Origin of the sequence: Candidatus Pelagibacter sp. (genome assembly GCF_965262185.1) — a bacterium.
Taxonomy (GTDB): Bacteria; Pseudomonadota; Alphaproteobacteria; order Pelagibacterales; family Pelagibacteraceae; genus Pelagibacter.
The window spans coordinates 383,848-404,684 of record NZ_OZ253498.1 but is presented as its reverse complement, the minus strand read 5'-3'; the positions used below and the strand labels follow the sequence as shown (position 1 = coordinate 404,684).

Annotated in this window: 28 protein-coding genes and 1 riboswitch; of the genes, 9 read left to right on the top strand and 19 right to left on the bottom strand. The window is 29.4% G+C overall.

The window, feature by feature from the left end:
* Positions 1-2 precede the first annotated feature (2 nt).
* The 3 genes from ACQY31_RS02345 (at position 3) to ACQY31_RS02335 (ending at position 877) form a co-directional block, all read left to right on the top strand.
* Positions 3-302, top strand: coding sequence for an SUF system Fe-S cluster assembly protein (locus ACQY31_RS02345; RefSeq protein ID WP_428080476.1), 300 nt, complete (start codon positions 3-5; stop codon positions 300-302).
* Entirely contained in the window at positions 302-634 is a 333-nt protein-coding gene (locus tag ACQY31_RS02340; protein WP_428080474.1) for a HesB/IscA family protein, read from the top strand. The genes ACQY31_RS02345 and ACQY31_RS02340 overlap by 1 nt, the downstream gene beginning before the upstream one ends.
* A gap of 72 nt (positions 635-706) precedes the next feature.
* Entirely contained in the window at positions 707-877 is a 171-nt protein-coding gene (locus tag ACQY31_RS02335) for a hypothetical protein (protein ID WP_428080472.1), read from the top strand.
* Between the two features lie 7 nt (positions 878-884).
* Here ACQY31_RS02335 and glnA read toward each other — a convergent pair whose 3' ends face one another.
* Positions 885-2,291 (bottom strand): type I glutamate--ammonia ligase, encoded by a 1,407-nt coding sequence (gene glnA, locus ACQY31_RS02330; RefSeq protein WP_428080470.1) that lies wholly within the window; start codon positions 2,289-2,291, stop codon positions 885-887.
* Positions 2,292-2,431: 140 nt separating this feature from the next.
* On the opposite strand from glnA, the gene ACQY31_RS02325 reads away from it, so the two are divergent.
* Together ACQY31_RS02325 and ACQY31_RS02320 are read left to right on the top strand one after the other, a co-directional pair.
* Positions 2,432-2,914, top strand: a complete 483-nt coding sequence (locus tag ACQY31_RS02325) for a YbaK/EbsC family protein (protein WP_428080468.1) — start codon at positions 2,432-2,434, stop codon at positions 2,912-2,914.
* A complete protein-coding gene (locus tag ACQY31_RS02320) occupies positions 2,911-3,792 on the top strand; it encodes a DMT family transporter (protein WP_428080466.1) in 882 nt (293 codons plus the stop codon). The genes ACQY31_RS02325 and ACQY31_RS02320 overlap by 4 nt, the downstream gene beginning before the upstream one ends.
* On the opposite strand, the gene ACQY31_RS02315 is transcribed toward ACQY31_RS02320, so the two are convergent.
* From ACQY31_RS02315 to ACQY31_RS02305, 3 genes are all read right to left on the bottom strand, one after another.
* On the bottom strand, positions 3,785-4,690 hold the full coding sequence (locus ACQY31_RS02315) for a homocysteine S-methyltransferase family protein (RefSeq protein WP_428080464.1): 906 nt from the start codon (positions 4,688-4,690) through the stop codon (positions 3,785-3,787). The two genes, ACQY31_RS02320 and ACQY31_RS02315, sit on opposite strands and share 8 nt — an antisense overlap.
* A 7-nt stretch (positions 4,691-4,697) precedes the next feature.
* A riboswitch (SAM riboswitch) is annotated at positions 4,698-4,760 on the bottom strand.
* Positions 4,761-4,851: 91 nt separating this feature from the next.
* Positions 4,852-5,442 (bottom strand): putative 2OG-Fe(II) oxygenase, encoded by a 591-nt coding sequence (locus ACQY31_RS02310; protein WP_428080462.1) that lies wholly within the window; start codon positions 5,440-5,442, stop codon positions 4,852-4,854.
* A 36-nt stretch (positions 5,443-5,478) separates the two neighbouring features.
* The gene (locus tag ACQY31_RS02305) at positions 5,479-6,225 is read right to left on the bottom strand and encodes a sulfite exporter TauE/SafE family protein (RefSeq protein ID WP_428080460.1); all 747 of its coding nucleotides are present in this window, start codon (positions 6,223-6,225) and stop codon (positions 5,479-5,481) included.
* Positions 6,226-6,240: 15 nt separating this feature from the next.
* On the opposite strand from ACQY31_RS02305, the gene ACQY31_RS02300 reads away from it, so the two are divergent.
* Complete coding sequence (locus tag ACQY31_RS02300; protein ID WP_428080458.1) at positions 6,241-6,741, top strand: molybdenum cofactor synthesis domain-containing protein; 501 nt, start codon at positions 6,241-6,243, stop codon at positions 6,739-6,741.
* Here ACQY31_RS02300 and ACQY31_RS02295 read toward each other — a convergent pair.
* From ACQY31_RS02295 to moaA, 8 genes are read right to left on the bottom strand one after another with little or no spacing between them, the layout of a single operon-like run.
* Entirely contained in the window at positions 6,722-7,138 is a 417-nt protein-coding gene (locus ACQY31_RS02295) for a YqaA family protein (protein ID WP_428080456.1), read from the bottom strand. The two genes, ACQY31_RS02300 and ACQY31_RS02295, sit on opposite strands and share 20 nt — an antisense overlap.
* A 21-nt stretch (positions 7,139-7,159) precedes the next feature.
* Positions 7,160-7,405 (bottom strand): DUF1244 domain-containing protein, encoded by a 246-nt coding sequence (locus ACQY31_RS02290; RefSeq protein ID WP_428080454.1) that lies wholly within the window; start codon positions 7,403-7,405, stop codon positions 7,160-7,162.
* A complete protein-coding gene (locus tag ACQY31_RS02285; RefSeq protein WP_428080452.1) occupies positions 7,398-7,982 on the bottom strand; it encodes a sulfite oxidase heme-binding subunit YedZ in 585 nt (194 codons plus the stop codon). Before ACQY31_RS02285 ends, ACQY31_RS02290 begins: the two co-directional genes overlap by 8 nt.
* Entirely contained in the window at positions 7,982-8,887 is a 906-nt protein-coding gene (msrP, locus tag ACQY31_RS02280) for a protein-methionine-sulfoxide reductase catalytic subunit MsrP (protein WP_428080450.1), read from the bottom strand. Before msrP ends, ACQY31_RS02285 begins: the two co-directional genes overlap by 1 nt.
* The gene (locus ACQY31_RS02275) at positions 8,874-9,326 is read right to left on the bottom strand and encodes a molybdopterin synthase catalytic subunit (protein WP_428080448.1); all 453 of its coding nucleotides are present in this window, start codon (positions 9,324-9,326) and stop codon (positions 8,874-8,876) included. Before ACQY31_RS02275 ends, msrP begins: the two co-directional genes overlap by 14 nt.
* Positions 9,326-9,595: a molybdopterin biosynthesis protein MoeD gene (locus ACQY31_RS02270; RefSeq protein ID WP_428080446.1), complete on the bottom strand. Its 270-nt coding sequence runs from the start codon at positions 9,593-9,595 to the stop codon at positions 9,326-9,328. The genes ACQY31_RS02275 and ACQY31_RS02270 overlap by 1 nt, the downstream gene beginning before the upstream one ends.
* A 5-nt stretch (positions 9,596-9,600) precedes the next feature.
* Positions 9,601-10,146, bottom strand: a complete 546-nt coding sequence (gene moaC / locus ACQY31_RS02265; protein WP_428080444.1) for a cyclic pyranopterin monophosphate synthase MoaC — start codon at positions 10,144-10,146, stop codon at positions 9,601-9,603.
* A gap of 1 nt (position 10,147) precedes the next feature.
* Complete coding sequence (gene moaA, locus ACQY31_RS02260; protein ID WP_428080442.1) at positions 10,148-11,140, bottom strand: GTP 3',8-cyclase MoaA; 993 nt, start codon at positions 11,138-11,140, stop codon at positions 10,148-10,150.
* Between the two features lie 33 nt (positions 11,141-11,173).
* Between moaA and ACQY31_RS02255 the strand changes: the two genes are divergently transcribed.
* On the top strand, positions 11,174-12,007 hold the full coding sequence (locus ACQY31_RS02255; RefSeq protein WP_428080440.1) for a phytanoyl-CoA dioxygenase family protein: 834 nt from the start codon (positions 11,174-11,176) through the stop codon (positions 12,005-12,007).
* A gap of 40 nt (positions 12,008-12,047) precedes the next feature.
* Here ACQY31_RS02255 and ACQY31_RS02250 read toward each other — a convergent pair whose 3' ends face one another.
* Genes ACQY31_RS02250 through iolG form a run of 3 tightly spaced genes read right to left on the bottom strand, consistent with a single transcriptional unit; the run spans position 12,048 to position 14,883 of the window.
* On the bottom strand, positions 12,048-13,010 hold the full coding sequence (locus ACQY31_RS02250; RefSeq protein WP_428080438.1) for an aldo/keto reductase: 963 nt from the start codon (positions 13,008-13,010) through the stop codon (positions 12,048-12,050).
* 17 nt (positions 13,011-13,027) lie between these two features.
* Positions 13,028-13,882: an SDR family oxidoreductase gene (locus tag ACQY31_RS02245; protein WP_428080436.1), complete on the bottom strand. Its 855-nt coding sequence runs from the start codon at positions 13,880-13,882 to the stop codon at positions 13,028-13,030.
* Positions 13,882-14,883 (bottom strand): inositol 2-dehydrogenase, encoded by a 1,002-nt coding sequence (gene iolG / locus ACQY31_RS02240; protein WP_428080434.1) that lies wholly within the window; start codon positions 14,881-14,883, stop codon positions 13,882-13,884. The genes ACQY31_RS02245 and iolG overlap by 1 nt, the downstream gene beginning before the upstream one ends.
* Before the next feature lie 141 nt (positions 14,884-15,024).
* Between iolG and iolE the strand changes: the two genes are divergently transcribed.
* Complete coding sequence (gene iolE, locus ACQY31_RS02235) at positions 15,025-15,927, top strand: myo-inosose-2 dehydratase (protein WP_428080432.1); 903 nt, start codon at positions 15,025-15,027, stop codon at positions 15,925-15,927.
* Positions 15,928-15,935: 8 nt separating this feature from the next.
* On the opposite strand, the gene ACQY31_RS02230 is transcribed toward iolE, so the two are convergent.
* From ACQY31_RS02230 to ACQY31_RS02215, 4 genes are read right to left on the bottom strand one after another with little or no spacing between them, the layout of a single operon-like run.
* Positions 15,936-16,892 (bottom strand): hydroxyacid dehydrogenase, encoded by a 957-nt coding sequence (locus ACQY31_RS02230; RefSeq protein WP_428080430.1) that lies wholly within the window; start codon positions 16,890-16,892, stop codon positions 15,936-15,938.
* Between the two features lie 41 nt (positions 16,893-16,933).
* Positions 16,934-17,923: a phytanoyl-CoA dioxygenase family protein gene (locus ACQY31_RS02225; protein ID WP_428080428.1), complete on the bottom strand. Its 990-nt coding sequence runs from the start codon at positions 17,921-17,923 to the stop codon at positions 16,934-16,936.
* Between the two features lie 31 nt (positions 17,924-17,954).
* A complete protein-coding gene (locus ACQY31_RS02220; RefSeq protein WP_428080426.1) occupies positions 17,955-18,824 on the bottom strand; it encodes a 2OG-Fe(II) oxygenase in 870 nt (289 codons plus the stop codon).
* Positions 18,824-19,768 carry a ketopantoate reductase family protein gene (locus tag ACQY31_RS02215; RefSeq protein WP_428080424.1) on the bottom strand — a complete coding sequence of 315 codons (945 nt, stop codon included), beginning with the start codon at positions 19,766-19,768 and terminating at the stop codon, positions 18,824-18,826. Before ACQY31_RS02215 ends, ACQY31_RS02220 begins: the two co-directional genes overlap by 1 nt.
* Before the next feature lie 87 nt (positions 19,769-19,855).
* Between ACQY31_RS02215 and ACQY31_RS02210 the strand changes: the two genes are divergently transcribed.
* Positions 19,856-20,833 carry a DUF1907 domain-containing protein gene (locus tag ACQY31_RS02210; protein ID WP_428080422.1) on the top strand — a complete coding sequence of 326 codons (978 nt, stop codon included), beginning with the start codon at positions 19,856-19,858 and terminating at the stop codon, positions 20,831-20,833.
* Positions 20,834-20,837: the final 4 nt, after the last annotated feature.

The following is a 20,837-nucleotide window of genomic DNA, read 5'->3' as shown; positions in this document are numbered from 1 at the left end:
TTATGTCGAAAAAAGATCAAATTATTGAAGAAATTAGAAAAATTTACGATCCTGAGTTACCAGTGAATATTTATGAACTAGGTTTGATTTATGATATAAAAGTTGAGGATAATAAATTTGCAAAAATTAAAATGACTTTGACCACTCCTAATTGTCCAGTTGCTGAAAGTTTACCTAAAGAAGTTAAAGATGGTGTAATGCAAGTTGAGGGTATTGAGGACGTTGATCTTGAATTAGTTTGGGACCCACCTTGGAATAAAGACATGATGTCAGAAGCTGCAAAATTGGAGTTAAATTTATAATGAATCCTATTATTAAATTAAGTGATAATGCTGCAGAAAGAATTAAAGAAATTATGTCTAATGCAGAAAAAGATTCTTTAGGTGTAAGAGTTTCAGTTAAATCGGGTGGTTGTGCTGGCATGTCTTATGTCATGGAGTATACCAAAGAAGTTAATCCAAATGACGAAGTCATTGAGGAAAAAGGTGTAAAAGTATTTGTTGATTCTGCAGCTATTATGTATTTGCTTGGAACAGAAATGGATTACAAAAAAGAAGACCTATCTTCTTCATTTGTATTCAATAATCCAAACGAAACAGAGAGATGTGGTTGTGGAGAATCCTTTAAAATCTAGCAAAAGTTGAATATTCCCATTTAACGCATATCAGTATTGCATCATACGCATACCTAGTATATATATTTAGGTATGAATAAGTTTGAATTTAAAAATCTTGTTAAAAACCTAAAAGACACAATTAAAGAAAGAACTTTCTTTAAAGATTTACGTAAAGAAGTTGAGACCGGTGCAAACGGTACTCAAGATTACGTTGTTAAAAAAGGTATTAACAAAGATACAATTGCAACAACTAGACAGTAATTAAATATTAACTACTGTAATACATCTCAAACTCTACAGGATGAGGTGCGTGCTCAAACTTATGAATTTCCTCAAACTTGAGAGCTATATAAGCATCGATTTGGTCGTCAGTAAATACACCACCTTGAGTTAAAAACTCTCTATCTTTATCTAAGCTTTCCATTGCTTCTCTTAAAGATCCACAAACAGTTGGTATAGCTTTTACTTCTTCTGGTGGTAATTCATATAAATCTTTATCAAAAGACTCACCTGGATGTATTTTATTTTTAATTCCATCGATACCTGCCATTAACATTGCTGCAAATGTTAGGTAAGGATTACCAGCTGCATCTGGAAATCTAATTTCACATCTTGCACCTTTTTTACTTAAAGTAATTGGAATTCTACATGATGCCGATCTGTTTCTTGCAGAGTAAGCTAATAATACTGGAGCTTCAAAACCAGGAATTAATCTTTTGTAACTATTTGTTGTAGAGTTAGCAAAAGCATTAATCGCTTTAGCATGTTTTAAAATTCCACCAATATAGTGTAATGCAGTTTCTGAAAGTCCTGCATATGCTTCACCTGAAAATACAGGAGTATCACCTTTCCAAATAGATTGGTGAATATGCATACCTGAACCATTATCACCTGCAACTGGTTTTGGCATGAAGGTTGCAGTTTTTCCAAATGAATGTGTCACCATTTGAACTACATACTTATAAAGCTGAACATTATCTGCTTGGTCAACTAAAGTTCCAAAATACATACCAAGTTCGTGTTGACTTGGAGCAACTTCATGATGATGTTTTTCAACTTTAATACCAACTTCTTTCAGATTTTTTAAATATTCACCACGCATATCTTGTTCACTATCAACAGGTGGCACTGGAAAATATCCTCCTTTGACTTGAGGTCTATGACCCATGTTTCCATTTTCATATTCTTTACCTGAATTATATGGACCCTCTTTACTATCTATTTTAAATCCACTTTCATTCATATCATTTTTAATTCTTACATCATCGAAAACAAAAAATTCTGGCTCAGGTCCAAAAAACGCTTTATCACCAATACCTGATGCTTTTAAATATTCCTCTGCTTTTTTCGCAACTCCTCTTGGATCTCTTTCGTAAGGATCTTTTTTGATTGCATCTAAAATATCACAAAACAAAACTACAGTATTATGAGACGTGAAAGGATCCATAAACATTCTTGCAGTATCAGGTTTTAAAATCATGTCAGATTCGTTAATTGCTTTCCATCCAGCAATAGATGAACCATCAAAAAACACTCCCTCATTAAGCATGTCGGCATCCACTATTGATGCATCCATAGTTAAATGTTGAAGTTTTCCTCTTGGATCAGTAAATCTTAGATCTACGAATTCCGCTTCTTTTTCTTTTATAAATTTTAAAACGTTTTCTGCACTCATTTTGTCTCCTATGTAGTTTTGATGGAGCCTAATTAGCAAAAAAAAGTTAAAAAATAATGCTTATTTAATAAATAACACCTATGCATTTTTTACATAAGTAGTGTATCTACTCAATCAAATTAAGGAAATTAATAAATTCAATGGAATCAATACTAAATAAAGAACCGGTAAAAAGGGCAGAAAAAGCCCTTAAAACATTTGATCAAAATTTAAATGTTATCGTCTTAGAAAAAACAGCAAGAACTGCCAATGATGCTGCTACAGCTTTAGGTTGCAACGTTGGTGCTATTGTTAAAAGTTTACTTTTTAGGGCAGGTAACAATTATGTATTGAGTTTAGTATCGGGAGACAAGCGTTGCTCATTAAATAAGTTAAAAAAAATTCTTAATGAAAAAGACGTGTCCATGGCATCTCCTGAAGCCGTTAAAGAAAATACTGGATATACAATTGGAGGAGTGTCACCAGTAGGTCACTTAAAGCAATGTAAAATCTTTATTGATAAAAGTCTTGAAAGATTCCCAGATATATTTGGAGCCGCTGGACATCCAAATGCTGTTTTCAAAATAAATTTTAATAAGTTAATTGAAATAACAAACGGAACACCAGAAGATATTATTGAATGAGAGAACCAAAACTAATTGATTATAGTTTATTAACGTTGTTAGCGTTGATTTGGGCTTCTGCTTTTTTTAATATTAAAATAGCAACCTATTCGTTTGGTCCTGTTACGATTGCATTTCTAAGAGTTTTTTTTGGTTCAATTCCAGTTTTGCTACTTTGCTTTTATAAACAAATTAAAATCGAGGCATTTTCAAAAGATTGGCATTGGTTTGCAATCATTGGATTAATAAATTTAGTAGCTCCATTTTTTTTAATAGCATATGGAGTTAAATCTGTTCAAAGTAACTTAGCAGCAATTTTAATGTCATCAACTTCACTTAGCTCAGTTGTACTAGGACATTTTTACACCAAAAATGAAAAATTCAATTTAATCAGAACAACAGGAGTTCTAATTGGATTTTCAGGAATAGTTTATTTATTTTCAGATAATTTATTAATTAATGAAAATAACTTTACTTCAGCATTATTAATTTTGTTAGGTGCTACTTGTTATGTGATTGGAGGTCTTTTAACTTTAAAAATAAGTAAGAAAAAAAATGAAAATGTAACCAGTTCAATTTTGATTTGGGCTACTATTATATTATTACCTTTAGTATGTTTGATTGAACAACCTTGGAAAACTGTTCCAAGATTAGATTCTACTATTTCGGTTATTTATCTTGGGTTGGTATCTACTGGAATTGCTTGGTTATTAAGATTTAGAATTTTAATTAACAATGGTTTAATTTTTCAATCTCAAGTATCTTATTTAATTCCAATATTTGGTACTATTTTAAGTTATATCTTTTTAAAAGAATTGGTTACTACTAAAGTTATAATTTCATTGATAGCAGTTGCTACAGGTATCTATTTTGTAAGAAAAGGTACAAAATTTAAATAATGTTTTTTATTGCCTCTATATGTGAAGGGCGAGTTTCACAACATCCTCCAAGAATAGTGGCTCCATTTTCTTTAAATTTTTTTGCAAAAATTGATATTTTTTTAGGATCTAAATCTTTTCTTTGACCTAAAAAACTATTGGGGTTAGATCCATCATTCTCTTTATACTGAGAAGTATAACCACCTTTAGGTTTAGTTGTAATAAATCCGTTTAATTTGAAACCAAATGGAACTTTAAGTTTTTGAATTTCATCTAAATTATTTTCATAATTTTCAGGCGAAACACATGCTAGAATTACTCCTAAGCAATTTTCTGTAATTATTGAATTAATTTCAGAAATTTTTTCTCCACTTGGTAAAGAATTTCCTTCAGAAATATGAACCCCAACTAAGTATGGTTTATTAAATTTCTTAATAGCTTCTATTCCACATCTAATTTCTTTGATGCTACTCCAGACGTCAAAATAGAAAAAATCTACTGAAGGATTTAGTATTGCTGCTAATTCCAAATGATCTTTTGTAATTTCTTTTTCACTTCTCTTGTCTTCTTCATATGTCAAATCTTGAGGCGGAAGTCCTCCTGCAATCTTAATATGTGGATTATTTAATTTAGCTTTTTGTGCAATTTCACAGGCTTTCTGATTTAAGAATTTAAATTGATCTTCTATTCCATTTTCTCTTAATCTTTTTCTTCTCGTTGTAAAAGTTGTAGTTACAATTACATCAGCTCCCGATTTAACAAAATCATTATGAATATTAAGTATTAAGTCGTGGTATTTTTCCTCAATTAAAGCATTTGCACTCCACAAAGTTCCCTTGGGCTCCATACCTCTGGCCAATAATTCTTGACCCATTCCACCATCTAAAATTTTTGTTGTTTTAAAAAAATCCTTATTCATTTTATCCTCACTTTTTTAGTGCTTAAGCTACATGCAGGTGCACAATATAGTTCAACTACCTTGCTAATTAGATCTATTGGGAATTTCCATTTTAGCAGTTTATGCCCGCAATAGGATCAAATCGGCAATTAGATTTATATAATATTACTATAATTTGTAAATTATTTATTAAAAATTATTTTAGCATTGAAAGAAAACGATCTTCTTTCTTCCTCAATATTAAAAGGGTAGGCTGTATGCATTAAGTAATTGGGAAATATTAAAAGATCGCCTGTTTTTGGTATCAAATTAAAAATACTTTTTGAAAGAAAAGCTTTTTGTCCATTTATAAAATCAATTGTTCCATTGGTTTTTATTTTTTTATTTTTAACATTTTTATTTTTTGTCATATGTTTTGGAATTTTTAAATAACCAACACCAGATAAATCTCCCTCATGATAATGTATAGGATTATATTCATTTTTGTATTGGCTGACGACCCAAAGGTTTAAAATTCTAATTTCTTTAATTTTTTTAATATGTTCTTTAGTTAGAAAAATTTTAATATTTTTTATTAATTCTTTTTCCAAATTTTTTTTTATAAAACTTTTAGAAATTTGAACTTCTTTTCTAATTTGACTTGCTAATTTTGAACTATAATCATTTGATTTTGAGAAGATTTTTGTATCAACTTCATTGTTAAGTTTTTCTAAAAATTTTTTAGAAATTTTAGATTTTCCTATTGAAGGCCCAAATGGTTTAAAATTTTTCATGAAAGATTAAATATATCAAAAAATAATTAATTCAACCTAAGCTATAAGTGTTATGCCCATTCTTATAGCGACAAAAATTACTAAGCATGCAGTCATTAGAGCTAATATTTTGTTAGATAGGAATTTTATATTTAAAAAACTTCCAATTTGGCCACCAATTAAGACAGCAATAAATAGTGGCCAGTAATTTAAAAATTCGTTGAAGACTATATCCTTTGTTAATTGTCCACCTATACCAAAAATTGAATTTACTAAAATAAATAAGGATGCAGTACTTGTTATATGCTTTGGAAATCCTGCTTTCATCAAAAATAAAATAGGACTTAAAAATATCCCACCACCAATTCCAACCAAACCAGATATAAAACCAATTATTGATCCTATTAATATTGATAAAACTAGGGGTATTTTTTTAATTACAATTTTTTGTTTGTTAAAGGATTTGCTTTCAATAAGTAAAAAAACTCCAGCTAATATTAAAATAAAGAAAAGTAAAATTTCAAATAATTTTTTGTCAATAGAGATCGATGCTCCTATAAAAGCAAGAGGTATAGAACCAATTAAATAAGGATAAAGTAAATTAAAATTAATATTCTTTGATTTTAAAAAATTTATAGAATTTCCAGAAACTACAATAATATTACAAATCAAAGCTAAAATTGGAAAAATATAGTAAGGGACATCCCAAATTAAAAGTAAAGCAAGATAAGTGGAGCCACCACCAAATCCTATACTTGAATATAATATTGCAGTTATAAAAAAAAATAATGTAAGTATAATCATTAAAAAAATTTATTTATGATTGTAAATATAGCCTTACTAACTGTAACAGATACAAGAACATTTGATAACGATAAATCAGGTGCGATCTTGGTTGAAAAAATTAAAGAAGCTAACCATAAATTAATTGATAGAAAAATTTGTAAAGATAATAAAGCAGATATAGTCAAAATTTTAAAAGACTGGACTAGTCATAAAGATATTGATGTTATCATTACAACTGGTGGCACAGGTTTAACTGGAAGAGATATTACACCCGAAGCTGTTAATGAAATAGCAGATAAACATATTCCAGGATTTGGCGAAGTTTTTAGGACTATTAGTTTAAAAACAGTTGGTACGTCTTCAATTCAATCTAGAGCTTGTGCAGTTCTATCAAATGGTAAATACATATTTGCCTTACCAGGATCCTCGGGTGGAGTAACAGATGCTTGGGACGGTATTCTTAAACATCAATTAGATATTAATCATAAACCTTGTAATTTTGTTGAATTGTTTCCTAGACTAAAAGAGAAATAAAAAAATATCTCATTATTTTTCCAAAACTCACAAGTGATAAAAAAATTAAAAATTTAATTCTCATCGTTCCAGCAATAAAAGTAATGGGATCACCAATAATTGGTAACCATGCAAATAACAAAGACCACTTACCATACTTATTAAACCACTTAGTTGATCTATCAATTTGTGTTTTGTTAAAAGGAAACCATTTTTTGTTTTGAAATTTAACTAAATAAATACCTAGAAACCAATTGAATATTGAACCTAAAATATTTCCAAAGCTTGCAAAAAATATTAATAAAAATTTATTATAAGTATCTGATAATAGATAAGTTGCTAATACAGCCTCCGATGAAAAAGGAAGTATTGTTGCAGCTAAAAATGAAACAATAAATAGACTTAAATAAGCAAACATTAACTTGAATAGAATAGAAAGTTACTTTTGGTGTTTTTCTTTCCATTCAGAGTAGGGCATTCCATAAATATGTTGCCTTGCATCAGGATCTGATATTTCTACTCCTTTTTTTTCAGCTTCTTCTCTATACCATCTAGACAAACAATTTCTGCAAAATCCTGCTAAATTCATTAAATCAATGTTTTGAACGTCTTTTCTTTCATCTAAATGTTTCATTAATCTTTCAAGGGTAGCTGATTGAATTTCTTTTTTTAAATTATCATCCATAATTTACGTTCCTATTTTTAATTCTAATTCTTAGAGCAAGTAAAACAAGTATTATTACCAAATATACTAGTGGTCTAAAAAAAATTGTTTTAGATAACCATATATAATGAAGAGCTCCAAATATCACTATTACATAAATTAATCTGTGTAACTTTTTCCAATTATTTTTGAGTAACTTCATCATCATTTGAGAAGATGTAATTACCAACGGAAGCAGTAATACCCATGCTGCAAATCCAATAAAAATATATTTTTTTTTCAAAACATCATCAAATATTGGCTGTAAATTAAATCTATAATCTATACCTACGTAAGTAAGGAGATGAAGAGATGCATAAAAAAAAACAAACAATCCCAACATTCTTCTAAAACTTATCCAAATATTTAAATTTGTTAGCCTTTTAAGTGGCGTCATGCTTAATGTCAGACAGATAAATATTAAAGTCCACTCTCCAGTAAAATGAGTAATTTCTTTAACAGGTTCTGGCCCAAGTTTATTGAAGTATATTTTATAAAAAATAATTAAAAACGGAATTGTGCTTAAAATAAATACACTTGGTTTAAAATATTTTCTCATTAGAAATATTTTTTTAGATCCATCCCTGTGTATAAATTTGCAACTTCATCTCCATAACCATTAAACATTAATGTTTTTACCCTTGGTGCCCAAATATCTTTACCAATTATTCTTTCAGTTGCTTGAGACCATCTTGGATGATCAACATTAGGGTTAACATTAGAGTAAAATCCATATTCTCGCGGAGATGCCCACATCCATGATGAAGTTGGCATTTTTTCTACAAATTTTATCTTTACAATTGCTTTTGCACTTTTGAAACCATACTTCCAAGGAATAAATATTCTAAGAGGCGCTCCATTTTGATTTGGAAGTTTTTTACCATACAAACCTGTCACAACTGTAGTTAAAGGATGCATCGCTTCGTCTATTCTTAATCCTTCTTTATAAGGCCAGTTCAAAACAGGATATCTTTGACCTTTCATTTGTTCAGGATCATAAACACTTTCAAATTCAACATACTTAGCTTTGTTAGTTGGATTTACTTTTGACAATAATTTACTTAGAGAAAAACCCATCCATGGAATAACCATTGACCATCCTTCTACACATCTTAATTTGTATATTCTTTCCTCAGAGACAAATGTCTCAGTTATTTCTTCCATAGAAAGTTTGATAGGTTTTTCAACTTCCCCTTCAATACTTATTGTCCATGGGGATGTTTTAAAATTTTGTGAATTAACATAAGGATCGCTCTTTGAAGTACCGAACTCATAATAATTATTATAAGTTGTTATGTCTTTGAAACTTGTAAGTTCATTCCTATCATCAGCTTGAGATTGATTTGCAAAAGGAATTGTAGCTACTGCTAAAGAACTTGCACCATACCCAAGAGATTTTATAAAAGATCTTCTATTTTTATAAATTTTCTCTGGTGTAATTTCTGAATACTTAATTTTTTTCATGAATAATAGGATTACCTTTTAACCAATCGCTTTGATTATTTGTATAATGTTCTTTTTTCCATATAGGAGACCTTTTTTTAATTTCTTCAATTATATATCTTGATAGTACATAAGCCTCATCTCTATGCTTGCATGCAACTGCTATAATAATACTAATTTCACCTAAATTTAAGTAACCTTTAGCATGTTCAATAAAAACACTCCTATTCTTTATATTTAGTTTTTCTTCAGCCTCATTATAAATCTCTTCAAAACTTTTTATTACCAAAGCATCATGACTGTCATATGTAATACCTAAAACACTTTTATTATTATTTTGATTACGAACTGTCCCGCTAAAAATTAATGAAGCTCCAAAATCATTAGATGCAATAAATTTTTCAGCGTCAGTTAATGATAATTTTTTAACTTTACTATCTACAATGTCAGTATGAAGCATTAACCTCCTCCAATTGGAGGGATAATACCAATTTTTTCATTATTTGTGATTTTATAATTGTCGCTAACAATATTATTTTTTTCTGAACAAAAAGCTGAAGAGTTAATGATTTTTATATAATTTTCATTTCCATTAAATTTCTGATCTACATATTGAATTATTTTATTCCTTATATCCTTGATTGTTATCTTTTGACCTAAATCTAGTTCTAATAAATTTTGGTTGCTAAAATCTCTTGCAGCCCCAAATAACTCAATTTTAACTTTCATACAGTTTAGAAAAAATCTTTTAAAAAATTTGGAAGTCCATCTGGATTTTTCCATAATCCAGTTTTTCCACCTTCCTTAATTAATAATTTTACATTATCTATTTTTAAATGGGGATTTACAATTTTGCTTAAGTCGTAAATTGTAATCAGAGCTGCATTCACACCCATTATTGCTTCCATCTCTACACCTGTTTTAGCATAAGTAGAAACCACACAGTATACTTCTAGTGAACTATCTTCTTTATTCATTATAATTTTAGTAGCAGTATGATCTATTTGTAGAGGATGACACAAAGGTATTAATTCACTTGTTTTTTTAGCTCCCAATACTGCAGAAACCTCCGCTAAAGTAATTGGATCACCCTTTGGCATCTTCTTATTTTTAATAAGCTCAAATACCACTTTGCCAACATAAATTTTTCCCGATGCTAATGCTCTTCGGAATGTTTCTTTTTTTTTAGAAACATCAATCATTTTAAATGAATTTTTTTCAAAAATTTCTTTTGCCCAGTTTTTTAAATCGGTGTTAGTTACAATTTTTAAATTTTTCATCTTATCCACCTGTTGTTGATAGATTTTTTGTTAATCCTGTTTCTCCTATTTCTAAATAGTGAGATTCTTTTTTATAATTTAACTGTTTCAAAATTAAATCCTTTAGCTCTTCAGTTTGGTCATCTCTTTGCATCAAGTGTCTAATATTTATTCCAGTATTTCCAAATAAACACAATCTCAAATCACCTTTGGCAGTTATTCTTAGTCTATTACAACTCTTACAAAAATCTTTTGAGTAGGGTGCAATAACACCAAATTTTCCTTTGTATTCAGGATTTATATAATTCTTGGAAGGACCAGCATCTTTACCAAATGTTTGAATTACCCAATTATTATTATTTAAATAATCTGTAAATTTATTTGCAGACACATGATATTGTTTAAAATAATCTAAGTTATCTCCAGTTTGCATTAATTCTATATATCTAAAATCAATTTGATTATTTTTTATAAAATTAGCCCAACTTTTAAAATCTTCCTCTTTATCATTAACACCTTTAAGAAGGACTGCATTAACTTTGATATTTTTAAAATTTAATTTTTGTAATTTTTTAATTCCTTCTAAAATCTCATTTAATCTATCATGTCCTGTAATTTTTCTAAAAGTTTCTGGATCAAGACTATCAATACTTATATTTATGCCATCAAGACCACTTTTATTTAAATCATCTGCAATTCTATCTAGGTGATATCCATTAGTAGTGATTACAGTTTTTTTAATACCTGAATTTTTTTTAATTATTTTAATTATATCCAAAAAATCTTTTCTAACTGTAGGTTCTCCGCCTGTTAATCTTATTTTAGATACACCTAATTCTGATAGAGCTTTCGCAAGTCTTCCAATTTCTTCTTTAGTGATAAAGGTTCTGTTGTCACTTTTATCGATTTTATAACCATTAGGTAAACAGTAGCCACATTTAAAATTACATACATCAGATATTGATAATCTTATGTATGGAAATCTTCGCCCAAAACTATCTTTGAGAATATTCATATGATATATTGAGTATTATTTCTTAAATAATCTATGAGTCAAATTTTAAATGATAATGAGATCAAACTATTTCAAAGAGATGGAGCAGTATTTTTAAGAAATAAATTTGATACCAAATGGATTGAGCTTTTAAGATCTGGAATAAATAAAGCAAAAAACAATCCAAGCCCCAGGTTTACTAATCATACCACAGATCCAAATTTACCTTGTTATTTAGAGGATTTTTGGACATGGAACTTACATAAAGAATTCCAAGATTTTGTTTTTAATTCACCTACAGCTAAAATTGCCTCTGAATTACTAGATGCTAAGCAGATTAATTTAGTAATGGATAATTGGTTTTTTAGAGAAGCTGGCTCTACATCTAAACCACCATTTCATCATGATATTTCTTATTTTGATTTTGAAGGTTCCATGTGTGTTTTGTGGATACCTCTTGAACCAGTAAGAAAAGAAGATTCAATTGCCTGGATAAAAGGCTCTCATTTGTGGAATAAATTATTTCTAAGAACTCGTTTTAAAGACGGTCATAAAGTTGATGGAGCGGAAGGAGTTGTGAATGGTGTTAAGTACGAATTAACCCCAGATATAATTTCTAATAAAGAAAATTATGAGTTTTTAGAATGGGATTTAGAAGTAGGAGATTGTGTATATTTTGATATTAGGACTCTGCATGGAGCTTTACACGAAACCACTCCAAAATCAGATATAAATAGATTTACACTTAGAATGGCGAAAGAAAATTCAAAAATAATTTATAGAGGTGATTGGGCTAGAGAAGAAAGATCAATTATGGAGGCTAATGGATATAAAAACGGTGATGATTTAAGTGGTAAAATGTTTCCTACTCTATACGAATTAAATTAAAATTAACTCTAAACTCTATTTGTCTTGAATTTTTTAAAATTTAACCTGGAGAATATGTTCTCTCAGCCTCCGGATCTTTAGTTGAGTAAGGTAATTTTAAAACTTCATTCCAAAATTCTTCCGGTATATCTGTTTCAGCCCAAGAAATATTTTTTTCAATACTCTGAACACTGGTAACACCACAAATGGTAGATGTTATTCTTTTATCTTTCATAGAAAACTGTAAAGCTGCAGCACCCATTTCAACATTATATTTTTTACAAACTTTTTCTATTTCTCTAGATGGTGCAAGTTTTTCTTCAGTAGCATCTTGGTAAGTTATTTTTTTAAAATTACTTGGACCTTTTGCTAAAACACCACCCGCATAAGGAGCAGCATTAAATATAGATATATTTTTACTATGAGCGTAGCTGTACATTTCATCTGCTTCTCTATTCAATAAAGTGTATCTGTTGTGATTTATTATAACATCAAAGTCCCACTTTCTTAAGATAGGGAACATAATATCTATTCTTCCCATAGCTAAACCAACAGCTTTTGCCAAACCTTCTTCTTTAATTTTAAACAATTCATCCAATGCCCCATCTTTTTTAGTTACATCATTTATATCTTTTACGTATTCTGGATCATGAAGAAATAAAACATCTACAGAATTAACGTTTAAAGCTTTTAAACTTTCTTCAACAGACTCTCTTGTTCTTTTTTTATCAAGAATTAATGTATCCATATTTCTATCGATTTTAGTTGATAAGACAAATTTTTCTGGCCACCCACCATTTTCTTTTATTGCTATACCAATTCTTTTTTCACTTTCTCCCATTGCATAATTTCTTGAAGTATCAAGCAAATTTACTGGTCCTTGAAAAAATCTTTTTAGTGTTTCTTGAGCTCTTTGCTCAGGTACTTCATAACCATAAGTATCTGGCATACTACCTAAAGAAGATGTTCCGAAACTCAATTCAGTAACTTCTACACCTGTATTTTTAATTATATTTTTTTTCATAAGTTAATTTATTAGGCTCATTCACCCAAAATACTATCATCCAAAATTTTAGTGTCGTATGCAGAATAAGAATGCCATCCCGCAACTGTTTGATCAAAATCAACAATGCTTCCAGTCATAATCCCCGACTCATCTGAGCACAAGAAAGCCAAGATCTTAGCAACATCCAAAGGTTTATTTAATCTTTTAAAAGGAACTTTCGCCTCAGCTTTTTTTAGCCAATCATCATCCGCATTATGAAATTTTTTTTGAATTACTGTTTCGGCTGGCGTATCTGTCCATCCTAAATTTACACCATTCACTCTTATTTGATGACCAGAAACTGAATTTGCAACATTTTTAATCATTACTGCTAATGCTGCTTTAGAAGAACTGTAAGCAGTTAAGAAAGGCATACCACTATACCCGGCCATTGATAAAATATGAGCAATAGTTCCTTTTTTCTTATCTCTAATCATTATTTTTATAACGTCTTGCATCATAAAAAGTGGAGCTTTCACATTTACATTAAAATTTTTGTCATAATTTTCTTCTGTTGTACTTAAAATTGTTCCTCTCTCAGTAAAAGCAGCAACATTAATAAAACTATCTACAGTATTAAATTTTTTATCAGTCTCAGAAATTATTTTTTTACAATCTGCAAGTTTCTCTAAATCAGCTTGAACGTATAGACATTCTGCACCCATGCTTTCAATTTCAGCTTTTACCTTGTTTCCTTTCTCTCTATTTCTTCCACAGATAGTTATTCCTTTAGCACCTCTACTCGCTAGTAATTTTGCAGTCTCAGCTCCACTTCCTTGAGTACTTCCAGTTACAATTATTATTTTATTTTTAAATTGATTAGATTGTTCAGATAAATATTTATTAGACATTAGAATTTTATATCTATTACTTTACCACTTTCAAACGATTCATATGCTGCATTAGCTATTATCAATGCGTTTCTACCATCTTCAAAACCTACCAAAGGTTTTGTTTTATTTTCAACACATTTTACAAACTCGTTAAATTGATCTCTGTAAGCTTGCTCATATCTTTCAATAAAAAAGAAATGTATTGGTTCTTTTTCACTTGTAGATTTACTTGTGTACCTTTCTAAAGAAGTAGGAGTTTGATTATTTGAAATAACCATTCCCTTGCTACCAAACACCTCAACCCTTTGGTCATATCCATAAACTGCTCTTCTGGAGTTATTAATATGAATTAAAACACCTTTTTTTGATTTTAATATAAACATTGCAGTATCAAAATCTTTTACTTGTTGTGAATTTTTATCAAACAAAGCATCTCCAAAAGCAGATACTTGAACTAATGGATCGTCACCCAATATAAATCTAGTCAAATCAAAATCATGAATAGTAGTATCTCTAAAAAATCCTCCTGCAGCTTTTAAATATTCAATACCTGGAGGCTCGGGATCTCTACTTGTAATGACGACCATTTCTAATTCACCAATTTCTTTTTTTACTCTTGCTTGTTGTGCTTTTGAGTGACTAGCATCAAATCTTCTATTAAAGCCTATTTGAATAGGGACATTTGTTCCTTTAATATTTTCCATACACTCATTTACTTTATTAATATTTAAATCTATTGGCTTTTCACAAAAAATTGCCTTTCCTGCTTTGGCTGCCATTGTAATAAATTGAGTATGGGTTGGAGTAGCAGATGCTATAAGAACTGCATCTACATCATTTGAATTAATTGCTTCTTCTGGTGAAGATGCAATTGAACAACCTGTTAATTTTGCCACTTCTTCAGCAAATTTAGAGTTAACGTCATATATATATTTTAATTTTGCATTTGGATGTGCAGCTATAAATTTAGCATGCATTTTTCCAATCCGTCCTGCTCCCATTAAAGAAAAGTTAAGCATAAGAATATAGAACAGAATTAAAAAACAAAATCAAGAAACAATTTTTTAATGATGATTTAAACATCAATTAAAAATATAATTTTCTTGATGCACATAAAATCATCATTTAAAAAACCACCTAACTTTTTAAATAAATTTTGTATGTCAGTAAAATTAGGAATAGCACCAATTGCATGGAGTAATGATGATATGCCTGAATTGGGTGGTGATACTTCTTTAGAACAATGTTTGTCTGAAGCTAGTCAGGCAGGATTTATTGGAATTGAATCTGGTGGTAAATTTCCAAAAAAATCAGAAGAATTAATTCCAAAACTTAATGAATTTAATCTAAATCTATGCTCAGGTTGGTATGGAGCTAATTTAAGAATAAATAGTGTTGACGAAGAAAAAAAAGTTATTCAAGATCAGTTAAAACTTTTTAAAGATTGCAACTCACCTTGTATGGTTTTTGCTGAAGTTTCAGGTTCTATTCAAGGAGATCCAAATCGAAAACTATCTACTAGACCTCAAATGGATTTTGAAGAGTCTAAAAAATACTATGAAAAAATTTCAGAAATGGGAAAATATCTTGAAGATGAAGGTATGCCGCTTGCTTATCATCATCATATGGGAACTGTAATAGAGACCGAAGAGGATACAGTCAGATTACTTGAGAACACTCATGATAGCGTAAAACTTACATTAGATACTGGTCACATGTTATTTGCTCAGGGAAACTCGTTAAAAATTTTAAAAGACTTTTGCGAAAGATTAATTCATGTGCATTGTAAAGATATTAGAAAAAGTGTTTTAGAAAAATCTTTAAAAGAAGACTTAAGTTTTAGAGGAGCTTTTTTAGAGGGTGCATTTACAGTTCCAGGTGATGGATGTATTGATTACAAGCCTTTATTCGATGTGTTGAAAGAAAAAAATTATTCTGGATGGTTGGTAGTAGAGGCAGAACAAGATCCTGCAAAAGCAAATCCATTTGAATACGCAAAGATTGGTTATAAATATTTAACAGAAACTCTTCAAAGGAGTAATTTAGAAGTTTTTCAAAATTAATTCTTGTATTATAAATTCACGATTTTAGATTTTTCTAACTTTTTATCAAAAAAATCAATAATATTTTGTATTGTCTCTTTACCCATCCTTGTCATGCACTCTTCAGTAAAAGCTGCTGTGTGTGGACTTAGAAAAACTTTATCATTTTTAAGTATAGGATTGTTTGGCTCTGGGGGTTCAATTTCAAAAACATCTAAACCAGCACCAAAAATTAAATCTTCTTTTAAAGCTTTGTCTAAATCAATTTCATTGACAATTCCACCTCTAGCAGCATTAATTATAATACAATTCTTTTTCATAGTTTTGAGCAAATCATAATTAATTATATTTTTAGTTTTATCATTTAATGGTATATGAAGAGAAATTGCGTCCATATCTTTGCAAGCACCTTCCATACTCTCAACTTTTATTCCACCTAAATTTTCAATTACATCTTTAGAGACAAAAGGGTCAAAAACAAAAACTTTCATTTCAAAACCCAAACACCTTTTTATTAGAGCTTGACCAATTCTACCAAATCCAGCAATTAATATATTTTTACCCCAAAGTTCTACAGTCTTAGGTAATTTATTTCGGTCATTAAATTTTCCATTTTTAACAACATTATCATACATACTCCTTCTTTTAGAAATATTGAGCAACATAAACATAACATGTTCAGCTACGGCAACAGCATTTGCTGTAGCAGTAATTGCAAGAGTAAGATTATTTTTTTTTGATGTTTCTAAATCAATATTATCATAACCAACACCATGTCTTGAAATTATTTTAAGTTTGTTGGCTGCTTCAATGACATCTCCAGTTAATTTTGCTGTTCTAATTGAGACTGCATCACAATCTTTAATTTTTGATTTAAGAAATTCTGGATCAACGTTTTCTACAACTTCAAATTCATAATTTGAATTGTTTTTAAGCAATTCTATTCCTGCTTCATGAATAGGCTGAATAACTAAAATTTTTTTCATAAGCCCTTATACACAAATATAAATTTTATAAAAATATTAATTTAAGAACTGATTAACTTAAATAGATCTCTTTTATTATGATTAAATGTAGGCAATGGATATTTAAAAGCGTATTTTCTTGGGATACATTTTTCTTTGGCTTTTTCCCAAAGAGCTAACCATTGTTTAAAGTTCTGAATTTTGAGATTTTTTTTATTTTTACTTCTTACATAGAAATATGGAAGTGGATCTCTTCCAGAAGGTTGGCCAGCTACATTATATCTAAGGTCCGCACTTATTCTAAAATCATTTGATCTGTTAGGTAGAGAACAATGAATTGAATGTTTGTGTAAAATAATTACGTCCCCAACATCTGCTTCTAAGTGAATATGTTGCATTTTATCTAGTAATTTGCTGTCTTTAATTTCTACTTGGCCTCTATAACCAGCAATATGATTTAATAATCCCATTTTATTAATTTTCTTAACAGTAATCATGCACCCATTTTTTTTAGTAGTTTTTGTAAAAGGTATCCACACAGTAACCATGTCAGTTAATTTTTGTCCTTTTGCATTCAGAACAGCTGCATCTTGATGCCAAGGTGTTCTTCCACTTAAACCATCAAAAACCGAACCTTTTGGTAATTTTTTTTCAGGTTGTTTAATTCTAGTATTTTGCACTGGATTAGACATGATTTCTCTTCCCAGAATTTTTTCAACAACATCTAAAATATTTTTATTAGTAATTAAATTCCATAAAGATTGAGTAGCAAAATAATCGCTATTTTTCTTGACGTGATCTCTTGGTAATCTAGTATTAAAATATTGATCTAAATCATCAATTTTTAATTTTGATACGTAAGAATATTTTTTTTTAAAATCCAAATTAAGAACTGTTTTAATATTCTTTTTTTTTGCAAATTTTTGGATTAAACAATCCATTACAAATTCCATGTCATTAAGGATTGGCTTTAAGTCTCTTTGAAAGTTAAGTACATTTTTTACCTTCAAATATCCTTGTTCAAACAATTTCTTTTGTAGATTATTTACCATTAATAGAGTTTAGTAGAATTTTTTAACAACATCAATTCCTTGGAGCTGTAGTTAAATAGTTCGCATCATGAAAAGAAGTTAACATTCTTTTCTTGGTACTAATGATATGTGGATAGTAAGCTGTTCCTTTATAATTCCAAATAACTGGTTTATTGAGTGCATAACTTCCATAAATAAAAAATCTTTTTGGACAGTTTTTTTCTGTAAAACGCCTAACCCCATGATAAGAATTTGGCGTTGATTGAAAAAATACCACAGTACCTTTCTTTGGTGTGAATGCTTTGACTACTTCCAATTCACTCATTTTTGGAAATCTTCTGAAACTTTTTCTTATATTTTTCTTAGATTTTTTTCTATAAATTGTTAGGGATCCTCCATTTTTTTTTGGAATATCTGTTAGATAAATTAAGAAATTATACAACCTTGTGATGTCATCTCTATGGGGACGTAATCTGTATCCTCCTTTAGAAACTGAAAAATCAATATCTAAATTAACTTTTGGGTTAGTATAATTATTTCCTAACAATTTTTTTAACTCGCTCGAATTTAATTTCTTTTTAATAGTAAATTTCTTTTGATTGAATATTTTTGGCTTATGAGTATTTGTCCACGATCTATCTTTAAAATTTTTAGAAAAAAGAGTTTCAATTTTTTTATAAAATGTTTTGCTATTAAAAAGTTTGAATAGTTTTGCAGAATTATTTGAAGATTTAATATAGTTATTAAAATTTTTTGAGCCTTTATTAATTCTGCTTCTTCCACCCATAATCATGTCGTCAAAAGCTTTAGATTTACTAATTTCATCAATCAATAAATTGCACGTATTTTTCTCAACAACTTTGTCTCCAACTAGTACAGGAAAATTACTTTTAATTTTTTTTAATCGATTAATTTTAAGCATTAACTATACATACCTTCTTTTACCTTAATCATTTTATACATCAGGTCATTTAAAGGTGTTTTTACTCCATGTTTTTTTCCAATCTTAGAAACTGCACCACTTATAAAATCAATTTCTGTTTTTCTTTTGTATTGAACATCAAAAGCCATTGAAGATTTGTTAGTTTGCATAGAATCTACAATTTTATTGAACATAAATAGACACTCATCTTCAGAAACATTAACTCCATCAGCAAGTGCTACTTCTCTTGTCTCTAAAATGATTTCTTTACCAAGCCCTCTTGAAACATCATTAGCCTTATTATTTACGTAAAGATCGGTGTGATGTAGATCAAATATTGCTGAAAGGGGACCAATTGCTGTTAGAGCAAAAAGCTTCATCCATTTTCTTTTTTTAACATCTTCAGCTGCAATCATTTCCAAATTATATGCAGTAAAAGTATCAGCTATTTCTGCAATTCTCTCTGTTATTCCTCCCTCATATTCACCAATCCATGAGGGCAATGCACCATGGTTCATTATATGACCTGGTCCTAGAATATTAGAAGCTTGTGTTGTTGTTCCACCGATTACTTTTTCATTTCCAACGATACTTTGAATTATTGCTTCATGACCAATTCCATTTTGAAAAGACATGAAAACTGTTTTTTCTCCGATAATATTTTTAATGCTATTTAGAGCTGGTTCTAATGCAGTTGCTTTACACATAACTATCACTGCATCCATTTTGTCTAACGATGATGGATCTGAAGTAGCATTAACTTTAATTATACGATCACCACCGTGACCATCCATTTTCAAACCATCTTTATTAATTGCATCGACATGCTCTTTCCAAACGTCAATTAAAGTTACATTTAAACCTTTTTCTGCTAGCAATCCTCCAAACAGGCATCCCATAGCACCTGCACCTAATACGGTTACTTTTAAATCTTTATTTATCATCGTTACCTTTTTAAAATTATTTATGTATAGAAATTATATATATTATCTATAGACAATATGCAAAATAAATTATAGCTTATTAACATCATGCAATTAAAAATAGAAAAAGGAACTTTCACAAATCATTCACTTGAAGATATAGCGAGTGCATTAAAAAAAGGACTTTCAGAAAATTTTAAAAATGTTGAAGTAGAAGTTGTAGATTGTCCTAATCTTCGTGAATGGGATTGTCCATCTGAAGGAATAAGCGGTAACCAAAAAATCATTGATGTTGGCGGTGAACCATACATGCATGATCCTAATTTTATCGGTGCCGAATTTGATTACCAAGAAATTTCTAAAATCATTGGATCAGAAAAATCTTATGCTTTAGGTGCTGGATCTGGTGCAATGTCTTGTTTAGATGGTCACTGTGGAGAATTAGTAATTAACGAAAATTTAATTACTGATGAGTCTAGATCTATAATTGTAAGAGTGAGTCCTGATAAAAAATGTATTGTTGAAAAATATAACGCAAGAAAACATGGAGGACTTGGAAATATTTATTATACAGATGGCAAACAAGGAAAAGTAATTAAAATAAAAATTAAAGGAAGATCTGGAGATCAAGGTTCTCTTCCACAAGCAATGAGATCTTCATTATCAAACAATTTAAATCTTAAAGAAAATAAACATATTGCTATTGCAGGTGTGTTTAGAATTTTAGAAGGAAAAGTAAGATCGCATGTTCAACCAGATTATAAAGACATTAAACACGAATACTATGATCCCAAACAAATGAAGTGTGTAAAAGATTTTCTTCAATTTTATGAACCTGTTGGTCCAAAATTACAGTGTTATACAGTTCTGTGGACTGGAGATCCTACTGGAGGAGAATTGAATTTAAGAGAGTCTGGTGAACATACACATTTTCATTCCTACGAACATGATAAAGATGCTGGTCATTATCATTTTGATGTAACACCAGATGAAATTGAATATGAAGGTTATTTTAATACAGCTTCAGAAGTGCACAGAGTAAATAATATTTATAAAGAACTACTAAGTAAAAATAGTATTGAATAGAAAA

Bases quoted from the DNA above. Each gene is read 5' to 3' on its own strand.
- ACQY31_RS02210 (WP_428080422.1), top strand. From the start codon at position 19,856: ATGCAATTAAAAATAGAAAAAGGAACTTTCACAAATCATTCACTTGAA.
- iolG (WP_428080434.1), bottom strand. From the start codon at position 14,883: ATGCTTAACTTTTCTTTAATGGGAGCAGGACGGATTGGAAAAATGCAT.
- ACQY31_RS02305 (WP_428080460.1), bottom strand. From the start codon at position 6,225: ATGATTATACTTACATTATTTTTTTTTATAACTGCAATATTATATTCA.
- ACQY31_RS02335 (WP_428080472.1), top strand. From the start codon at position 707: ATGAATAAGTTTGAATTTAAAAATCTTGTTAAAAACCTAAAAGACACA.
- ACQY31_RS02270 (WP_428080446.1), bottom strand. From the start codon at position 9,595: ATGAAAGTTAAAATTGAGTTATTTGGGGCTGCAAGAGATTTTAGCAAC.
- ACQY31_RS02320 (WP_428080466.1), top strand. From the start codon at position 2,911: ATGAGAGAACCAAAACTAATTGATTATAGTTTATTAACGTTGTTAGCG.
- iolE (WP_428080432.1), top strand. From the start codon at position 15,025: ATGTCAGTAAAATTAGGAATAGCACCAATTGCATGGAGTAATGATGAT.
- ACQY31_RS02250 (WP_428080438.1), bottom strand. From the start codon at position 13,010: ATGAAAAAAAATATAATTAAAAATACAGGTGTAGAAGTTACTGAATTG.
- moaC (WP_428080444.1), bottom strand. From the start codon at position 10,146: ATGAAAAATTTAAAAATTGTAACTAACACCGATTTAAAAAACTGGGCA.
- ACQY31_RS02220 (WP_428080426.1), bottom strand. From the start codon at position 18,824: ATGCTTAAAATTAATCGATTAAAAAAAATTAAAAGTAATTTTCCTGTA.
- ACQY31_RS02310 (WP_428080462.1), bottom strand. From the start codon at position 5,442: ATGAAAAATTTTAAACCATTTGGGCCTTCAATAGGAAAATCTAAAATT.
- glnA (WP_428080470.1), bottom strand. From the start codon at position 2,291: ATGAGTGCAGAAAACGTTTTAAAATTTATAAAAGAAAAAGAAGCGGAA.
- ACQY31_RS02230 (WP_428080430.1), bottom strand. From the start codon at position 16,892: ATGAAAAAAATTTTAGTTATTCAGCCTATTCATGAAGCAGGAATAGAA.
- ACQY31_RS02295 (WP_428080456.1), bottom strand. From the start codon at position 7,138: ATGTTTGCTTATTTAAGTCTATTTATTGTTTCATTTTTAGCTGCAACA.
- ACQY31_RS02275 (WP_428080448.1), bottom strand. From the start codon at position 9,326: ATGCTTCATACTGACATTGTAGATAGTAAAGTTAAAAAATTATCATTA.
- ACQY31_RS02245 (WP_428080436.1), bottom strand. From the start codon at position 13,882: ATGTCTAATAAATATTTATCTGAACAATCTAATCAATTTAAAAATAAA.
- ACQY31_RS02315 (WP_428080464.1), bottom strand. From the start codon at position 4,690: ATGAATAAGGATTTTTTTAAAACAACAAAAATTTTAGATGGTGGAATG.
- ACQY31_RS02300 (WP_428080458.1), top strand. From the start codon at position 6,241: ATGATTGTAAATATAGCCTTACTAACTGTAACAGATACAAGAACATTT.
- ACQY31_RS02325 (WP_428080468.1), top strand. From the start codon at position 2,432: ATGGAATCAATACTAAATAAAGAACCGGTAAAAAGGGCAGAAAAAGCC.
- moaA (WP_428080442.1), bottom strand. From the start codon at position 11,140: ATGAATATTCTCAAAGATAGTTTTGGGCGAAGATTTCCATACATAAGA.
- ACQY31_RS02285 (WP_428080452.1), bottom strand. From the start codon at position 7,982: ATGAGAAAATATTTTAAACCAAGTGTATTTATTTTAAGCACAATTCCG.
- ACQY31_RS02345 (WP_428080476.1), top strand. From the start codon at position 3: ATGTCGAAAAAAGATCAAATTATTGAAGAAATTAGAAAAATTTACGAT.
- ACQY31_RS02225 (WP_428080428.1), bottom strand. From the start codon at position 17,923: ATGGTAAATAATCTACAAAAGAAATTGTTTGAACAAGGATATTTGAAG.
- ACQY31_RS02340 (WP_428080474.1), top strand. From the start codon at position 302: ATGAATCCTATTATTAAATTAAGTGATAATGCTGCAGAAAGAATTAAA.
- ACQY31_RS02255 (WP_428080440.1), top strand. From the start codon at position 11,174: ATGAGTCAAATTTTAAATGATAATGAGATCAAACTATTTCAAAGAGAT.
- ACQY31_RS02215 (WP_428080424.1), bottom strand. From the start codon at position 19,768: ATGATAAATAAAGATTTAAAAGTAACCGTATTAGGTGCAGGTGCTATG.
- ACQY31_RS02290 (WP_428080454.1), bottom strand. From the start codon at position 7,405: ATGGATGATAATTTAAAAAAAGAAATTCAATCAGCTACCCTTGAAAGA.
- msrP (WP_428080450.1), bottom strand. From the start codon at position 8,887: ATGAAAAAAATTAAGTATTCAGAAATTACACCAGAGAAAATTTATAAA.